Raw genomic sequence first — 17372 nt, 5'->3', positions numbered from 1 at the left:
CGCAAGTGCAAGTATGAGGAGGTTGGCAATGATCCCAGAAAAAGCTGTATTGGTTGGAGTTGACGGCTCGCACGCGAGCTATAAAGCGGTTTGGTGGGCTGCAAATTACGCAAAGCATGCTGGGTTGCAATTGCAAATTGTTTGCGCTTATTCGTTGCCGAGTTATGCTGCTGTTTCTTTTGATGCCACTTACACTGCGATTGGTGACGATAATGCAGCTCATCACGATGCACAAGAAATTCTATCTAAAGCAAAAGCTGTTGCTCTTGAGCAGGGTGTTGACGCGACTACGCTAATTGTTACGGGCGATCCTTCTTCGGTTTTCGTGGAGCTTTCTCGTAACTATCAGCTTATTGTGATTGGCAATCGCGGCAAAGGTGGCTTGGCAGAGCGTTTGCTCGGCACAACTAGTTCTTCGCTTCCAGCTTATGCGTATTGCCCAATTGTGGTTGTGCCTTACACTGACGATGACGGTCAGCGTATTCATTTGAATAATACGATTACGCGTGTGGCTGTTGGCTCTGACGAGTCGAAGTGGGGGCTTAAAGCTCTTGAAATTGCGGCTGATTTGGCGGATAGCTGGCATGCTGAGCTTGATGTTATTTCTGCAGTGCCAAGAGTGCAAGGTGCTGAGGGCGATACCGCTGTTATGGGCTCGTACATGGAGGATCTTGAGGAGCGCGTGAAGCCAATTTTGCAGCGTTTGCCGGATTTGCAAATTCATCGAACTGTTGTGCCTGGTTCTGCTGTTGAAGCTTTGACTCAAGCTAGTTTGAATCATGATCTTGTGGTTGTTGGTTCTCGCGGTCGCGGTGGCTTTACCGGTTTGCTGCTTGGCTCGATTAGCCAGGGATTGTTGCAGCATTCTTCGAGGCCTGTGTACGTTGTGCCGCGCAAGTATGTGGAATTTAGTGCAGCTCAGGTTACGGCAGCGCAAAAGCAGCATTCTGAAGCGTCTATTGACGATATTTCCGGAGTGCATGAGGTTGATGTGCCGAAGGCTGGTAAAGAAGCTGCTAAGGAGATTGAGCAAACAATCGATCCGCTGCGATAATGCAACGACTGCTTGGGATAACGCTCGCATTGCTGCGACGACCTGCTTGAGCGCAGCACAGCGCGCGCGAAAGCAACTCGGAGCGCCGAGCTTGCTTAGGGTTGAAAGCACGGTGTGCTTTCAACGCAAGCGAGGTCTGCCTTCGTCTCGATTGACGAAGGCAGGACAGATTTGTGTGGTTATGCTTTAGAAACTAGGTTGTGTTTTGTGTGCGCTGACGACCTGCTTGAGCACTGAATTACTAGCGTTGACTTGCTTTCTGCGCGCGTGTCTCATTTTGCCCATTTTGAAACACTGGTGCAGATGAGTTACTGCGTTATTGTCTCTGTTTGGTTGTTTTCGGACATTAGTGCAGATTGCGTACTGCGTTAGGGTCTCATTTTGCTTGTTTTGAGACATTCGTGCAGATTGCGCTCGCGCTGATTACGCTCGCGCGCGAAACTCGCGTTGGAAGTCCACTGGACTTCCAACTTAAGCGAGTTTCCGCTCCGAATTGCCTTCGCGCGCTAAAATCGCAGCGCGAAAGCAGGTCGTCGCGCTGCGCGCGTGTCTGAAGACCGGCGTAGTGAAACATTTGCCGGAGTTTTTACTGGCGTTTGTTGTTGGTTTTGCCGAAGCTGACCACATTTGCCGGGGATTTTATCCCACATTTGGAGCGCTCAGGTCATCTAGTCTTGCGGCTTTTGCGGCTCTTGCGACTCCGCTTCAGTATTCTCGCGCTTTTTCAGCATAAAACGCGCGCGCCTGGCATCTCGCTTAGCTTTCTTTTCAGCGAGCTTTTCCTTGTTCATCTCGATTGCGCGCTTGTAAATCTTAAGCAGCTCACGCGCTTGGCTCTTAAAATCGTTATTTTTCGAATACTCGAGCACGTTCGCCTTAAGCTGAGCCTGCTCAGCCTCGCTCATATTCAAAACTTTACTAAAAACAGTTTTAAAATCTTCCTTAGTATCCCACTGATACCCGTTTTGACCGCTGATAATCTGCTTCTCATTCGGTACATCATGCTTTACAAGCGCAAACAGACCGGAAGCCATTGCTTCTAACATCGAAAGTGAGTGCATTTCGGAAAGTGATGCGGTTGTGTAGTAGTCCATTGCGTGCAAATACTTTGGAATTTCCGTGTGAGCAATAGGCCCAAGCAAGCAAATTCTGTCGTCAAAACCATTATCTGCCACGCGCTTGCGCAACGATTCCAAATCAGGACCGCCGCCAATAACAAATAAGCGCGCTTTTTCGCGAGGAAAATCGCAATACATAAAGTTGTCAATTAATTCTGAAATATTTTTTTCAGCGCCGATTCTACCAACGAAAACAAACAGCTTAGTAGAGTCAGAAACGCCATATTTTTCGCGGAAAGCTTTGCGGAATGCAAGTCGCTCAGGCGTTGGTAGGAACTTCTTATATTCCACAGCGTTATTCAGCACAATTACTTTTTTATCAACCTTCTGACGGTCAATATATGCCTGTGCTTTAGGAGACATGCTCGTAATAATTGTGGCATTTTTCGAGAATCGCATAAAATATTTCGCCGAAATATTGCGAGAGAACTCAGTAAAATGCTTTAAGCCAATGTAAAACAGGAATTTATCGTATTCTGTGTGAAGCGTATAAATAACGGGAATATGCTCTTTTTTTGCTACTTCCAAGCCGATTTCGCCAATGCCAAATTCGTTTTGAATATGAATGACATCCGGCTTAAATTTAAGAGGAAGTTGCTTTCGCATGTGACCAATCGGGAGCGCAACGCGGTATTTGTAAAGCTTTTTAAGCAATATGCCCGGAACGTAAACAACTCCATCTTCAAGCTTGGTTTTGCGCTGTTTTTCGGAGCCGACCGTGACTACTAGCACTTCATGACCAAGCTCTTCATACATCTTTTTGAGCATATAAGACTGTGTTGCGACGCCATTTATGTACGGTGGATACGTTTCGGTAAAAATAGCGATTTTCAAAGTTTCCTCCGGTTGCATACATGCATGCGTAGCGTCATTATTGCGCAAATATCTTGTGTACTCAATTGTGCCACACGTGGTGAATTTTAATGCAATTTTAGTGCAATTTTAGTGTGATTTTTCGCGACTTTTGGCTTATTCTAGCTGCGAACCGTAACGTTTACGCTAACTTGCGCGCCTTTTTCGAGCGTATGCTTAACAGTACAACCCCTGGAAATGTGGCGTTCCATGCGCTCTTTTAGTGCGGACGCATCTTCCTGGCTGAGCGCAGGTTTTGCGCAAGTTGCGTCAAGAGTGACATCTTCTTGAAAACGCAAGTACGTGCCTTCTTCCGCGTCGTACGTGCCGTTTACTACAACTCGTGCTCCAGCGCCCTCGCCAATAGCGTGTTCTGCAGCGTACTGGCTGCTAAGAGCTGTGCAACCAGCTAAAGCGATTTGCATTAATTCAACCGGGTTAAACATGCCTTCGCCGTGGCCAAACTTCAAGTTCACACCGTCGTCGCTGTGTGCTTCCCAAGTGCCGTCCTCGTTGCGCTCTACCCATAATCTTCTAGACATTTTTGCTCCTTTGCTGTAGTCGTATTTGTTCATGTTATCGTAAGGATTGTAACTTTGCGCTCAATCGTAGAATCTAGCGTTTTGCGTGGTAGATATATGGTTTTACGAGCGCAATTCTTTAAATTTATTAGCGCTTTGTTAACATGGCAGCATGGCTTTAACAGAAGAAGAACTTGCAGCAATTCGCGCGCGTGTACCACAAAAACCGCTTTCCAGCATCCCAACTCCTTACGAGGATTTAGTGCGAAAAATCCTCACGGAAGGCACTCTAAAATCAGATCGCACAGGCACTGGTACGATTTCGCTTTTTGGCCAGCAAATCCGCTTCGACATTAGCAAATATTTCCCGCTTATCACCACGAAAACCGTGTTTTTCAAAGGACTTGCGTACGAGTTGCTTTGGTTCCTTAAGGGTTCGAGTAACGTGCGTTGGTTGCAGGAAAATGGCGTTCACATTTGGGACGAGTGGGCGGACGAAAACGGCGACTTGGGTCCTGTTTACGGAGTGCAGTGGAGGAGTTGGCCGGCGCCAACCGCGGAAAATCCAAACCGTACAATTGACCAAATCGCAAACGTGCTGGATCTTATGAAGAATCACCCGGATTCTCGTCGCATGATTGTTAGCGCTTGGAATCCTGCGGAAGTTGAGCATATGGCGTTGCCGCCTTGCCATTCGCTTTTCCAATTTTACGTTGCTGACGGCAAGCTTTCGTGCCAGCTTTACCAGCGCTCTTGCGATATGTTCCTTGGCGTGCCGTTTAACATTGCGTCTTACTCGCTTTTGACGATGATGATGGCTCAGCAAGCAGGTCTTGAGCCGGGCGAGTTCGTGTGGACGGGCGGCGATTGCCATATTTATGACAATCACGTTGAGCAGGTGCTTGAGCAGCTTTCGCGCGAGCCGTACCCGTATCCGCAGCTTGAAATTCGTAAGGCGGATTCGATTTTTGATTACGATTACAGCGATTTTAAGGTGGTTGATTACAAGCATCATCCGACGATTAAAGCACCGGTTGCGGTGTGATTGATTGCAAATTATTTTGCTTGATTTTGCTTGATTTAGTTTAATTTTTTAGCTTTTTTTAGCGTGTGAGGTGCGTATATGGCAAACAGCGTGTCGCATAATTTTCCTGTGCGACTGATTTGGGGCGAGGCTTTCGGTTTAGACGGCAAGCCCGGCGCGATGGGCGTAAACGGAGGCATGCCGTGGCGACTTTCGCCGGATTTGCGCTATTTTAAGGCGATGACTATCGGCTGCCCTGTGATTATGGGTCGTGGCACGTGGGATGCGATGCCTCCTAAGTTCCGTCCGTTGCCTGGGCGCGAAAATATTGTTGTTACGCATAATCCTGATTTTGTGGCGGATGGAGCTCGTAGTTTTACTAGCATTGACGCTGCTTTGGATTACGCACGCGAATGGCTGGAAAATAGGGAAGTTCTGGAAAGTCAGGAAAGCTTATCTCAAGACGTATCTCAAGACTCGCCTCAAGATGGCCCAGCAATCTGGGTTATTGGCGGTGCTGCGATTTTGCGCGAAATGCTTGCGAATTATCACGCAGACGCAGCTTACGTAACGCAAATTGATGCGAAAGTTGCAGCGGACACATTTGCTCCGAATATTCATGCATTAGTTGATGCAGGAAAATGGCATGTTGCGCGTGAAGGCGAGCTTGAGGAAGCGCCGCTAAAAGTTGGTAGCGAAAGCAATCCTGCACGATACCGGTTTAAGGTATATGAGCCTGCTTAGTAAACGAGAAATCGCAAAGTAAACGAGACAGCAAAATAAACGAGGAAGCATGACTGAAGAATCAAGCAAAATCAAGGTAGACGCACGTCACCCATACACTGTTATGACGGTTTGCACAGGTAATATTTGCCGCTCGCCAATGGCGGAAATTGTGTTGCGCAACGAGTTTCAATTGAGGGGATTGGGCGACGTTGTTGCTGTGCGTTCCAGCGGTGTAAGCGACGAAGAGTACGGAAATCCGATTGATCGCCGCGCGCAAAGAGAATTAACTAAGCGCGGATACAGGCTTCCTGCTTCGCATTTTGCGCATCGAATTGAAGCGGATGAGATTGCGGAAACGAACCTGTTTTTGCCTATGACGGCTTCGCATATGCGTTCGCTTTTGCGTTTGTTGCCTGCGCAAAAGCGCGAACTTGTGCATATGTATCGCGCGTTTGATCCGTCGCTTCCTAAGCCGCAGTCTGGTCGCGAGACGTTGCTCGACTTGGCAGATCCGTGGTACGGAGGTCCTCGCGAATTTGAGGTTGCGATGGATCAGGTTGAGCAGTGCGCGCCTTATATCGTCGATTGGGTTGCCGCGCGCATTGAGAGGGCTTGAAAGCGGCAGAAACTTTACAGGCGTGCGCAGTTTATGCCGTTTGCTCGCAAAATAGCGGCAGAAACTTTACAGGCGTGTAAAGAAACGGTCTCGCAAGCTGACCAAAGTAGATAGTTAAGTTTGCGTCGCGTTTTCTCGCGTTTCCTCATATTTGCGGACATAGTTGCGAATATAGTTTAAATTTGTAGATATAGTTTTACAGGCATCAATTATCGCTCTGTTACTTTTAGTTGGGAGGATTTATGGCAAATTTGGCTGTCGAAGACGTGCGCGCTCGCGTGCAAAACGCCTGGAATGACGTAGTTTCCGTGCTGAATAAGAAGATTTCGCTGGCTGCGGTGTCAGCTAAGGGCATTGCTGGCGAGCATATGCGCAAGTCCGCGCAATACGTGGCTGGGGTATTGCGTGAGGTTGGTATTGACGCGCGCGTCGAGCAGTCTACGAATCCGGACGGCACTCCAGGAGCTTTCGAAGTGGTCGGCTCGCGCATCGTAAACCCAAGCGCGCCAACGGTTTTGCTCTACGCGCATCATGATGTGCAGCCAGTTCCAGATCCATCTGAGTGGGAAACCAACCCATTTGAAGGTACCGAGCGCGACGGTCGCCTCTACGGACGCGGCTCAGCCGACGACGGCGGCGGAATCGCAATTCACTACGGAGCTTTGCGCGCACTGAGCGACGATTTGCGCGTAAATATTAAGGTTTTCATCGAAGGCGAAGAAGAAATGGGCTCGCCAAGCTTCATTCCTTTTATCGAGTCGCATAAAGCCGAATTTGAATCAGACGTAATTATCGTTGCCGACTCCGGCAACTGGTCCGCCGAAATCCCAAGTCTTACAACGAGTTTGCGCGGAAATACCGACGTGGACGTGAAGGTTAAAGTGCTCGGCCATCAAGTGCATTCCGGTCAGTTTGGCGGCCCAATTTTGGATGCTTACACGCTCGCTTCCATGCTTATTGCCTCGCTTTACAACGAGGCTGGCGACCTGGCAGTGCCTGGAATTGAAGCACAGGAGCCGGTTGGCGGTTTGCAGCGCGATTTGGACGAAGCGCAAGTGCGTGCCGACTCTTCCGTGGTCGATTCTTATAAGCTTGCCGGCACCGGTTCTCTCGCAGCGCGCATGTGGACTAAGCCGAGCTTGACGGTAATCGGCATGGACGCACATCCTGTTGAGGGCAGTTTTAATGTGATTGCGCACGAAACTAAGTTGCGTCTTTCGCTTCGTACCGCGCCTTCGCAGCGTCCGGAAGAAGCGCAAAAAGCGTTGTGCGACTTCTTGGTATCTCACGCGCCTTTTGGTGCGGAAGTTACTGCAGAGCCGATTGATAACGGCATGGGTTGGGCAATGGATCCGGATGCTGTTGCAACGAAGGATGCGCTCGCTTCTATGCGCGATGCTTTCGGCGTGGAGCCGGTAAACAAGGGCGAGGGCGGCTCGATTCCGTTTATTCCTGAGCTTCAGCGCATCTTCCCGAAGGCGCAGGTGCTGGTGACGGGTCCGGAAGACCCTAAGTCTAATGCACACAGCCCGAACGAGTCGATTTCGCTTTCTGGTTTGCGCGGAAATATTGTGACGGAAGCGCTGCTTTTGGATCGATTGGGCGAGTAATTCTGGCTAATTTTGCGCGAAGGCGGCATAAACTTTGCAACGCTGTAAAGTTTCTGCCGTTTTTTGCTGCGTAGCCGACTTTTTCTTTACACAGCTGCACAGTTTCTGCTGTTTTTGTGGCGATTCCCGACCGAAACTTTACGTTACTGTAAAGTTTCTGCCGTTTCTGCCGCGTCTGCATGCGTCTAGTCTGTTGAGTAATCTGCAAACATGACATGGAATCCATTTGCAAAGAAAACTGCCAATAATGAGGGCGCGTCTACTCCTTCGTTGCAAAAGAAAGTAGCGGATGCAGAATCGTCTGTAGCGACGAAATCTCGCGAAAAAAACACGCCAACTCCTAAGCGCAACGCGGCTCAAGCGCAAAATCTTCGTCCGCTTGTTCCAGCTGATCGCAAGGCCAGCGCAAAGCAGGCTCGCGCTAGAATCAGGCAGCGCGAAAATATCCAATACGAAGCAATGCGTACGGGTGATTTGGCGCATATGCCAAAAATTGAGCAGCTTCCGTGGCGTGTGTATATTCGCGATTACGTGGATGCTCGAATTAATATTGGCGAGTTTTTCATACCAGTTGCAGTGCTGATTATGATTTGCTTGTTTGCGCTATCTAAATTTGTGATTGTTTATTTTGTTTTTGCAGTGTTCTTGTACGCGTATTTGTTTGCATCTGTAATTGACATGTTTGTTATGTGGCGTAAGTTGCGTAAGGAGCTGATTCGTCGTTTTGGTGATGTGGCTGTGTCGCGCAAATCGCGTTCCGGCATGTACGCATTCAGCCGCGCTATGCAGCTTCGTCGCTGGCGTTTGCCTAAGCCGAGTAGCGCAAAGCGTGGTAACTGGCCGAAGTAAGTGTAAAAGTAAGTGTAAAAGTAAGTGTAAAAGTAAGTGTAAAAGTAAGTGTAAAAGTAAGTGTAAAAGTAAGTGCACAAGTAAGTGCAAATTTATTAATATTTGCACAAGCTACTATTATTATTTGGGATACTCAAAATAACGCGAATATTATGGGGTAAACGCATGTCACAAGATAAAGCACAAAGCAAATCGCAAGGCGCGTCTCAAGGCGCGAAGCAAGGTATGAAGCAGCCTAAGAAAAAGCAAGGCATGTTCTCGCAGATCATACGTATTTATAAGTACACGCATTCTGACGACAAGCAGCTGCCTTTGTGGTTGTCTTGCGCATTTGCTGCGCCGATTTTGGTTGCTGTAATTCTTGGAATTGTATCTCGTTGGTCCATTTTGATGTGGATTATGATGCTTATTACAGCGGTGATGCTTGGTTTGCTGCTGTTTACTGTTGTGCTTACGAAGCGTGCAGATAAAGTTGGTTATGCAAAGTTGGAAGGTCGCCCGGGTGCGGCTGCCGGCATTATTTCTGCGATTAATAAGGGCGGTTTTACTTTTCCGCAGCAGCCTGTGTGGGTGGATGCGCGTACGAAGGATGCGCTTTGGCGAGGCACTGGTTTTAATGGAATTTTCCTCGTTGGTGAGGGTAATTACGAGCGTTTAATGCATGCTATGGATCGACAGGAGCATGCTATTAAAAGCGTTACTGCCGGATCTAATATACCTGTATACCGTATTGCTGTTGGTAATGGCGAAAATCAGGTGAAGCTTAAAGAATTGCGCGGAAAAGTGTTGCGCTCGAAGACGCTACAGCCTGTGAAGCACAAGTTTGCGTTGTTCGATAAAATTCATCCGAACCGCCGATTCTTCCTTACTAAGACAGAGCTTGCGATTTTGAATGAGCGTTTGCGCACGTTGCAAAGCAAGAGTGGATTTGGCATTCCGAAGGGCATCGATCCAACGCGTCCTCAGCGCATCAGCCGTCGTGCAATGCGCGGTAAGTAAATTAAGTAAATTTTAGTGTTTTAGCCTTATTGTTGCGTGCGTAAGTGGCGTTTGTTCGTCGCTTGCGCACATTTTTATTGATGCGACGACCTGCTTGAGCGCAGCACAGCGCGCGCGTTTGGAGGGTTGGCGTCGACGCAGTGCCGTACAATCGTCAATCGACACGGGTGCTCTGTGTTATCTCGCTTATGCAAGCGCGAACATTCAGAGCTGAGAGAAAACCGCTTGAACGTGAATCCGGGTAATACCGGCGCACGGAGGTCTGTTTTTCCCGTGCCTGGAGAGGTGTTGCAAGGTTTCTTTGTAACGCAAAGTATTGCATGTAACGCATCACGATGTAACGCGTTTGACGCACAACATCGTAATGTACACATGTAACGCAAAATATTGCATTGCGCACAATGTAACGCATTGCAACACGTAACAAGAAAGGCACATTTTTATGTCAGAAGAAAATTATCAGTCCAACATGCAGTGGCGTGTTGCAGACATCGCAGTTGCTTCCGTAATTGGCGTTGTTTCTGCTTTTATTTATTGGGTTGTTGCCATTTTTAGTGAGGTTCCATGGACTGCGCTAAACAGCATTCTTCCAGGTTTTGCAGGTCTTATTAACGGTCTTTGGCTCTTCGCTGCTCCTTTGGCCGCAGTAATCGTGCGTAAGCCGGGTGCTGCTATTTACGCTGAAGTCGTAGCTGGCGTGCTCGAAGCTTTGATGGGCAATCAGTGGGGTGGTGCTGAAACCTTCGCTATTGCAGTAGTTCAGGGTTTGTTTGCTGAAATTGCGTTCATTATTTTCGCTTACAAGAAGTGGAATTTGAACACAATGATTCTTTCCGGCGCATTGACTGGTATTGGTTGCTGGGGTTACACCTTCCTCGGTAAGTTGCAGGCTGTTAGCGTATTCGGCAAGTATGGTCTTCCATACTTCGCCAGCACAGTGGTTTCCGGAATTGTGTTTGCTGGTGTTTTAATGTGGTTCTTGTATGTGGGAATCGCTAAGACCGGCGCGTTGGATCAGTTTGCGTCCGGTCGCGAAATACGCGAAAAATAGCGAATAACGTATTAAGAAATAACTAAAATCTATCATTGCCATAAAGGATTTACTATGCCTGATGCTACTCAATCGCAAGAATCTGAAACTTTCCTTCCAACAGATTTAAGTGATCGCAAGAGTATCAGCAACGCTAGTGACGCAAGTAGAGCTAGTGATAACGCTTCTAACGCAAGTAACGCTGAACTTTGTTTTGAAAACTGGGGTTATCGTCATGCTTCCCGTCGCGCTTTTGCTGTGCGCGGGTTGGACCTCACGATTAAGGCGGGGCAGCGCGTGTTGCTGCTTGGTGCATCAGGCATCGGTAAATCCACGATTTTAAGCGGCGCGGCAGGTCTTATTGGCAATGATTTTGTGGCGAAAAATAGCGCAAAATCCCAGCAAACCACTCTCGTCGAAGATGCCGATGGTGGCGTGAGTGAGGGTTGCGTTTTGGTTGACGGCGTGCCAGTTCGACGTGCGCGCGGTCGAGTTGGTTTGGTTTTGCAAGATCCGGATGCACAGGCGATTTTCCAGCGTTTGGGGGATAACGTTGCGTTTGGTCCGGAAAATATGAACGTTCCGCGCAACGAGATTTGGGATCGCGTGCGCAAAAGTCTTAAAGAAGTTGGGTTGGATGGCTTGCAATTGCATCGCTCAACTTCGCATTTAAGTGGCGGTCAGATGCAGCGTTTGGCGCTTGCTGGCGCGCTCGCTATGCAGCCGAGCGTGCTGCTTTTGGACGAGCCGACTGCGAATTTGGATCCGGATGGCACGCATCAGATTGTGGGTGCTGTGCGCGCGGTTTTGGATTCGACGCATGCCACGATGGTGCTTGTGGAGCATCACGCGGAGCCGTGGATTGACATGATTGACCGCGTGGTTGTGCTTGGGCTTGAGAATGATGAAGCTGCGAACGGAAAAGCTGCGAACAACGAAACCGTTCACGATGACGATATTGCGCGCGTGGCTTCTTCGCGCACAGTGATTGTGGCGGACGGCACGCCAGACGAGGTGTTTAATCGCACCGATTTGGACTTTGAGGATCTGGGTATTTGGCTTCCGGAACGCTACAAGAAAAACGTAAAATCTTCTGCAAATGAATCTTCCGTAAGTAATTCTTCCGCAAATGCAGAATCTTCTGAAAAATATTACGAAAACTGCGATCCAGCAGAAGGCTACGGAGAAGTGCTACTTTCCACGAAGGACCTCGCAATCAGCCATAATAGCGAGCCGATTGCGCGTCACATCAATCTTGAGTTTAAAGCCGGACAGATTACGGCTTTGGTCGGCGCGAACGGTGCTGGAAAATCAACGCTTTCGCTCACTTTGGCTGGTCTTTTGCCGGCAGTAAGCGGCGAGGTTGTGGCGAGTGATGCTCTTGCTCAAGGCGCGAATGGTACGGATCCAATGAAGTGGAAGTCGCCTGATTTGGCGAAGCGCATTTCGTACGTTTTTCAGAATCCGGAGCATCAGTTTGCGTGTGGTTCGGTGTTGGATGAGGTTATGTTGGGGCCGCTTCGCACGGGTGTTTCGGCGGATGAGGCGCGCGCGAAGGCTCAGGAGTTGCTGAAGCGATTCCGTTTGGCTCGTTACGCGAAGGCGAATCCGTACACGCTTTCGGGAGGTGAAAAGCGTCGTCTGACTGTGGCGGCGTCGCTTGCTGCGGCTCCGCGTGTGTTGATTTTGGACGAGCCGACTTTTGGGCAGGATCGCAAAACTTGGTTGCAAATTATTCGCTTGATTGCAAGCCTTCGCAGCGAGGGTGTGAGCATTATTGTGGTGACGCACGACCGTGAGCTGGTTGAGGTGTTGGGTGCGCGCTTGGTTGAGCTTGTGCCGGATGTGAAAGCTGAAGCTGCTGAAATGAGTGCTGCTGAAGTGAGTGCTTCCGAAGTGAAATCTTCCGAAGCGCTTTCCGCAACTACCGGCGCAACAGACATTTCGCGTATCAAAGTGAGCGCTGTAAACAATCGCGACGAGGAAGCGAAACTTTCAAGCAAATCGCCGCTTCTTGCGTCAATTAATCCAGTATTTCGCATTTTTGGAGCGTTCGCGGCTTCGATTCCGCTATTTTTTACGCTTGATTGCGTTTCTGCTTCGGTCGCGTTGCTGTTGGAATTTGTGATTTTTGCGTGCATTAAGCTTCCGCCATGGCGTGTGATTCGCCTTTCGTGGCCTGTGTGGGTGGGTGCGCCGACTTCCGCGCTCACTGTGTTGCTATACGGCAAAAGTGGCGGAAATACTTGGTTCCAGTGGTGGCTGATGCATGCTACGGATCGTTCGGCTATGTTGGCTGTTGCAACTTCGCTTAGGATTTTGGCGATTGGCGTGCCGTCGATTGTGATGGTGATTGGGCTTGATGCTACGGATTTGGCTGATGCTTTCAGCCAGGTGCTGCATTTGCCGGATCGATTCGTGTACGGCGGTTTGGCTGGAATTAGGCTGTTTGGCGTGCTGCAGGATGATTGGGCGGCGCTGACTGCGTCGAGGCGTTCGCGCGGTTTGGGTGATGAGCATCGTGTGAGGGCGTTCTTCCCGCAGTCGTTTGCGCTGCTTGTGCTTTCGATTCGACGCTCGACGACGCTCGCCACGGCTATGGAAGCGCGCGGTTTTGGGGGAATTGGTGCGCGTTCGCACGCTCGCGTGAGTCGTGTGCGTGCGCGCGACTGGTGGATTTTTGCTGTGTGCGCGATTGTGCCGTCGGTTGCTGTTGTGACTGCGCTTTACTTCGGCACCTTCGCCTTCCTTGGCGGCGCGTGAGTTTTTCTGTGCGCGCGATGGCTGCTTTTGATAGCGGCTTTTGCTAGCGGCGCGTTATTTCCTTTACGCCGCTGTAAAGTTTCTGCCGCTTTTTGCTTCGCATCCCCAGTCACAATCTAGTTTCTAAAGCACAACCATACTAACCTGCCCTGCCTTCGTCTTTATTGACGAAGGCAGACCTCGCTTGCGTTGAAAGTACACTGTGCTTTCAACCCTAAGCAAGCTCGGCGCTCTGAGTTGCTTTCGCGCGCCCTGTGCTGCGCTCAAGCAGGTCGTCAGCGCACACAACCACAACCAAATTCCCAATGTGCCCACATGTGAGTCTGTTCTGCCTTCGTCAATCGAGACGAAGGCAGACCTCGCTTGCGTTGAAAGTACACTGTGCTTTCAACCCTAAGCAAGCTCGGCGCTCTGAGTTGCTTTCGCGCGCCCTGTGCTGCGCTCAAGCAGGTCGTCAGCGCACACAACCACAACCAAATTCCCAATGTGCCCACATGTGAGTCTGCCCTGCCTTCGTCAATCGAGACGAAGGCAGACCTCGCTTGCGTTGAAAGCACACTGTGCTTTCAACCCTAAGCAAGCTCGGCGCTCCGAGTTGCTTTCGCGCGCCCTGTGCTGCGCTCAAGCAGGTCGTCGCGCATCCTCACTAGCGTGTATACTTTCTCGAGTTGCGGGCCTGTAGCTCAGTGGATAGAGCGTCTGCCTCCGGAGCAGAAGGTCGTGGGTTCGAATCCCATTAGGCCCACTTTTGATTTTCTACTTTTGGTCGTGCCTGTCTATTCGTTGCTTTTCGTGTAGTGTTTTGTAGAATATTTGCATATGCGCTGGTGCATTTAAAGAGTCATCGAATGCTATTGGGGTAGTATTCGCAAAAATAAAAGATATTTATCCATAGTTTGGAAAAGGGGAATACATAGTATGGACAATCAATGCGATTCGGATATAAAGAAAACATGTGCAATTAGTAAATTGCCTGTGAAGCTTTCGTCAATAGATCAGATAAAACATCTTAAGAAGCAAGGTATAACTTTTAACAAACAATCTGAAGATTCTGCAATTTCCTACCTTTCAATCTTCTCATATTATTTTGAGACTTGTTCATATAAAAAATTGTTTAGCAAGAGAGTTGGTGGATCTAGGGATGGCCAGTATATTGACTTGGATTTTGATCAATTATGCAAAATAGAGCAGCTTAATAGGATGTTTCAAATACTTTTGCTTCTAATAACTTTAGCTATAGAGCATGAGGCAAAAGTTAAGTTAATGAAAATGTTTACTGAAAATCCTGAAGAAGATGGATACTCCATTGTTGAAGATTACATGTCTAGTCTTTATAACGATGACCGCAAAATACTAATTGCTGAATTAGAACGACTTAAAGATGGGAAATATAGCAGAGAATCGGCGGCAAAGTATACAGGTGGAATGCCAATTTGGGTATTTGTTGAAGGTATTACATTTGGAACATTGTTAAGATTTTATCGTTTTTGCGCAAAAAGATGGGGTAGTAGAGAGATGCAGAAGGAGCATCACTTATTGTGCAGGGTAAAATCCGTGCGTAATGCTTGTGCTCATTCTAATTCAATATTGGATGGAATTACTGAAAAGAGTTTTGACAACGTGCTTTTGCTTGAAGAAGTAAGTAAAGCTATTGAAGCTGTAGGGTTCAATAAGCGTGCGAGGCGATCGAATATGTGTAATGCGAAGATGAAAGAAATAGTGATAACTGCATATATGTATAAGAGATTTTTGTCTAGGAATTATCAATGTGATGAATGCGTGAATGATCAAAAAAGCATTATTAGATACATTGCAGGAGGATTTATAAAAAAGGCATCTGAGTACACAAAAGAGTATGATAAAGCGAGTAAATTTAACTCATTGCTTGCTTTTATTTGTACTGTTATTGACAGTTGGATATGTGAAAGATAGAATTGAAAATGCTTGAAAACCTTAGGGTTTTGGGGGGCGGAAGTGCGAGAGTGCATCTGCCCCGATTTTTTTTTGCGCGCAAACGACTTTTTCTGTACACGGCTGCACAGTTTCTGTCGGATTTTCTTGCTGACGCGACGACCTGCTTTCGCGTTGCACAGTATATATAGCATGGCATATAGTGACGAATCTCACACAGTATATAGCGACGAAGCACACAGAATACAGCAGCGCAGCACACAACACACACAGCATATACCAGCACAGCATATAGCGGTGCGATGCATGCGTTATAACAACATGTAGTGCTTTGGGTTGGGGAAGTGGTCGGTTTTTAGACACGCCGAAGATGCGATTTTTGCGTTTTGGCGTCGGAAATTATGCGTTATAAATGCGTTTTACAGTAGATTTTTTAGCGATATTCGCGAATTATAGAAATTTTTTTATATGCACAATTATAATACGTGTTTTGCTTGAAATCCTTCATGGGGGGGGGGTATAAATATTAGAGGCTTTTGGCAACCATGCTTGCATATAGGGCATAAGGGTATGTTATACTGACTACCTGTGGTTGGCTCTGTCTATGGTATTTGCAGTAGTGAGTGCACAAGATTTTAGTGCACCGAGCATTGGCATCGCATGCAGGTTGAGTGCGTGAAGTCTTAAAGATTAGAGAGTTGGAATTTGAGATATACTGCGGCTTGTGCAGCAGTGGAGGACTAGGAAGGCGAGAAAATGTTACCAGCAAAGTTCCGTGGATTCGCATCACGCGTGGGTCGTCTTACGTCGCGCGTTTTGGTCTGGCGTAAGACCAGTGCTGATGGCGCTGTTCGCTTCCAGCACCGCAGTTATTTCTTCCAGCAATGCCAATACTTTTGGCACCGCCAACACTTTTTCGACAATGCAGTCACTTCCAGCAGCGCAGCTACTTCCGGCAGCGTCACCATCGCTCGCGCACCATGCCCAGCACACACTCTTCGTCGCGCGCTCTTCGCAATGTTCGTAGCCGCCGCCACCATAGTAACCATGCTCATAGTGCCGCCGGTAAAAGAAGCAAATGCAGCTAATGTTAGTTGGGATTACATTGGTAATGGATATATTTCTCCTAACTCTGTTGCGAGTTGGGATGTATATAGGGATTTCGATGTTCAGCCTCCAGATATAAATACAATAACCGTTAATGGAAAGAAAAAAACAACCATCACTTGGAATGTTCTTTTTAACGCAAATGGATGCAGAATTAAAAAAATAGAAAACCCAAATGTAGATTGTGATGAAAATACTGCTCTACATGCGTATGATGGTAGACCTGATTTTTATCTTATTCTTCCAAAAAACATCAAGGATAATAGCATAAGAATTACAAGGTATCGTACAAAATTTGCTGGTTACAGTGGTAGAGGCAAAAGGTTTGTTTGGGAAGAACGAGGCAAAGATCAAATACCAAGCGATTTTAATGGTTATACTAATGCTACGCGCTTACCAGGTGATAGTGATTATGAGAATTTCTGGAAAGCATCTATTGAAAAATGTGGTTTAGGTACAGATGCAACATGTGAAGTAGATACATGGCGTCGAGCTGGTAATTTTGGTAGGTTATTTAAATCTTGGGAACAAGATAACGCTGTAGATTCTATTCGCTGGATTGTTACTGCAGAAGTTGAAGAAGGCAGTGACCCTTATAAGTTACCTTTTATGGCAGGTTGGATTTCCTACTATGGAGATAAGCATAAGTTTACAGTTTTTGGTCCGTATGATCATGATGGCGACGGCATACCAGACTTGGAAGAGTTTAAGTATGGTTTAAATCCTAAAAATGATGATGACATCCAATTCCCAAAGAGGTCTAAAGAGGACGCTGTTTACGGTGAAGTTACTTCCGTGAAACCGTATATAAATACTGGTGAGTGGGTTGGTGATTCTTATAACGGCGATTTTAAATATTATAAGGACATGCCAAATCATGGGGGCAGAACTACGACTGAGATGATTCCAACTGATGCTGGAATAGAATTTACGTTTAAAAAGAATGGAATTGGAAATAGTGAGATACTTCCGCCCGGTGTTACTAAGACTAATAATCCTAATAATATGCAGCCTGGTCAAGCATATATTAACCCAAAAACAGGCGAAGTTAAGTATAGTCCTAAGGCTTCTGATAGAAACAAAACTATACATTTTGAAGTTCAAATAAACTATCCTGACCCTAAGCCAAACAATTGTAAAATGAACAATTCAATTGTGAAGGTAAAAGGCGTTGATATACACGTTGTTTCGC

General features: G+C 47.5%; 13 protein-coding genes, 1 tRNA gene, 1 pseudogene and 1 riboswitch. Of the genes and pseudogenes, 13 read left to right on the top strand and 2 right to left on the bottom strand.

The genetic code is table 11. The features are described from left to right. Nucleotides 1–28 precede the first annotated feature (28 nt). Nucleotides 29–1054, top strand: coding sequence for a universal stress protein (locus A5295_RS04640; RefSeq protein WP_064621904.1), 1026 nt, complete (start codon nt 29–31; stop codon nt 1052–1054). A gap of 668 nt (nt 1055–1722) precedes the next feature. Here A5295_RS04640 and A5295_RS04630 read toward each other — a convergent pair. Continuing rightward, nucleotides 1723–3006, bottom strand: a complete 1284-nt coding sequence (locus tag A5295_RS04630; protein WP_050770734.1) for a glycosyltransferase — start codon at nt 3004–3006, stop codon at nt 1723–1725. Between the two features lie 140 nt (nt 3007–3146). Then, entirely contained in the window at nt 3147–3566 is a 420-nt protein-coding gene (locus A5295_RS04625) for an OsmC family protein (protein ID WP_064621899.1), read from the bottom strand. A 151-nt stretch (nt 3567–3717) separates the two neighbouring features. Between A5295_RS04625 and A5295_RS04620 the strand changes: the two genes are divergently transcribed. The 12 genes and pseudogenes from A5295_RS04620 to A5295_RS06370 all read left to right on the top strand — a co-directional run. Further along, the gene (locus A5295_RS04620) at nt 3718–4590 is read left to right on the top strand and encodes a thymidylate synthase (protein WP_004105202.1); all 873 of its coding nucleotides are present in this window, start codon (nt 3718–3720) and stop codon (nt 4588–4590) included. Nucleotides 4591–4668: 78 nt separating this feature from the next. Next, the gene (locus A5295_RS04615) at nt 4669–5313 is read left to right on the top strand and encodes a dihydrofolate reductase (RefSeq protein WP_064621896.1); all 645 of its coding nucleotides are present in this window, start codon (nt 4669–4671) and stop codon (nt 5311–5313) included. A 49-nt stretch (nt 5314–5362) separates the two neighbouring features. Then, nucleotides 5363–5911, top strand: coding sequence for a low molecular weight protein-tyrosine-phosphatase (locus tag A5295_RS04610; RefSeq protein WP_064621894.1), 549 nt, complete (start codon nt 5363–5365; stop codon nt 5909–5911). A gap of 242 nt (nt 5912–6153) precedes the next feature. Further along, nucleotides 6154–7521, top strand: coding sequence for a dipeptidase (locus A5295_RS04605; RefSeq protein ID WP_004119205.1), 1368 nt, complete (start codon nt 6154–6156; stop codon nt 7519–7521). Between the two features lie 210 nt (nt 7522–7731). Then, nucleotides 7732–8370, top strand: a complete 639-nt coding sequence (locus A5295_RS04600; RefSeq protein ID WP_064621893.1) for a DUF3043 domain-containing protein — start codon at nt 7732–7734, stop codon at nt 8368–8370. A gap of 225 nt (nt 8371–8595) precedes the next feature. After that, nucleotides 8596–9369, top strand: a complete 774-nt coding sequence (locus A5295_RS04595) for a DUF4191 domain-containing protein (RefSeq protein ID WP_064621921.1) — start codon at nt 8596–8598, stop codon at nt 9367–9369. Nucleotides 9370–9522: 153 nt separating this feature from the next. Beyond that, a riboswitch (TPP riboswitch) is annotated at nt 9523–9646 on the top strand. A 165-nt stretch (nt 9647–9811) separates the two neighbouring features. Beyond that, on the top strand, nt 9812–10420 hold the full coding sequence (locus tag A5295_RS04590) for an ECF transporter S component (RefSeq protein WP_004105192.1): 609 nt from the start codon (nt 9812–9814) through the stop codon (nt 10418–10420). A gap of 54 nt (nt 10421–10474) precedes the next feature. Continuing rightward, nucleotides 10475–13162 (top strand): ATP-binding cassette domain-containing protein, encoded by a 2688-nt coding sequence (locus A5295_RS04585; protein ID WP_064621887.1) that lies wholly within the window; start codon nt 10475–10477, stop codon nt 13160–13162. A gap of 484 nt (nt 13163–13646) precedes the next feature. Next, complete coding sequence (locus A5295_RS06600; protein ID WP_102155374.1) at nt 13647–13844, top strand: hypothetical protein; 198 nt, start codon at nt 13647–13649, stop codon at nt 13842–13844. After that, nucleotides 13835–13907: transfer RNA gene (locus A5295_RS04580), tRNA-Arg, on the top strand. Before A5295_RS06600 ends, A5295_RS04580 begins: the two co-directional genes overlap by 10 nt. A gap of 173 nt (nt 13908–14080) precedes the next feature. Then, complete coding sequence (locus A5295_RS04575; RefSeq protein WP_004110605.1) at nt 14081–15094, top strand: Abi family protein; 1014 nt, start codon at nt 14081–14083, stop codon at nt 15092–15094. Nucleotides 15095–15829: 735 nt separating this feature from the next. After that, nucleotides 15830–17372 (top strand): annotated as a pseudogene (locus A5295_RS06370) (Rib/alpha-like domain-containing protein); the annotation flags it as partial.

The sequence above is a fragment of the Gardnerella sp. 26-12 genome, from assembly GCF_001660745.1.
GTDB classification, from domain to species: domain Bacteria; phylum Actinomycetota; class Actinomycetes; order Actinomycetales; family Bifidobacteriaceae; genus Bifidobacterium; species Bifidobacterium swidsinskii.
The sequence above is the reverse complement of the archived record's forward strand: the minus strand, read 5'-3'. Positions and strand labels throughout refer to the sequence as shown.

What these genes read in the sequence shown, in the direction of transcription:
- A5295_RS04640 (WP_064621904.1), top strand. Translation starts at nt 29, where the DNA reads ATGATCCCAGAAAAAGCTGTATTGGTTGGAGTTGACGGCTCGCACGCG.
- A5295_RS04625 (WP_064621899.1), bottom strand. Translation starts at nt 3,566, where the DNA reads ATGTCTAGAAGATTATGGGTAGAGCGCAACGAGGACGGCACTTGGGAA.
- A5295_RS04620 (WP_004105202.1), top strand. Translation starts at nt 3,718, where the DNA reads ATGGCTTTAACAGAAGAAGAACTTGCAGCAATTCGCGCGCGTGTACCA.
- A5295_RS04615 (WP_064621896.1), top strand. Translation starts at nt 4,669, where the DNA reads ATGGCAAACAGCGTGTCGCATAATTTTCCTGTGCGACTGATTTGGGGC.
- A5295_RS04610 (WP_064621894.1), top strand. Translation starts at nt 5,363, where the DNA reads ATGACTGAAGAATCAAGCAAAATCAAGGTAGACGCACGTCACCCATAC.
- A5295_RS04605 (WP_004119205.1), top strand. Translation starts at nt 6,154, where the DNA reads ATGGCAAATTTGGCTGTCGAAGACGTGCGCGCTCGCGTGCAAAACGCC.
- A5295_RS04600 (WP_064621893.1), top strand. Translation starts at nt 7,732, where the DNA reads ATGACATGGAATCCATTTGCAAAGAAAACTGCCAATAATGAGGGCGCG.
- A5295_RS04595 (WP_064621921.1), top strand. Translation starts at nt 8,596, where the DNA reads ATGAAGCAGCCTAAGAAAAAGCAAGGCATGTTCTCGCAGATCATACGT.
- A5295_RS04590 (WP_004105192.1), top strand. Translation starts at nt 9,812, where the DNA reads ATGTCAGAAGAAAATTATCAGTCCAACATGCAGTGGCGTGTTGCAGAC.
- A5295_RS04585 (WP_064621887.1), top strand. Translation starts at nt 10,475, where the DNA reads ATGCCTGATGCTACTCAATCGCAAGAATCTGAAACTTTCCTTCCAACA.
- A5295_RS06600 (WP_102155374.1), top strand. Translation starts at nt 13,647, where the DNA reads ATGTGCCCACATGTGAGTCTGCCCTGCCTTCGTCAATCGAGACGAAGG.
- A5295_RS04575 (WP_004110605.1), top strand. Translation starts at nt 14,081, where the DNA reads ATGGACAATCAATGCGATTCGGATATAAAGAAAACATGTGCAATTAGT.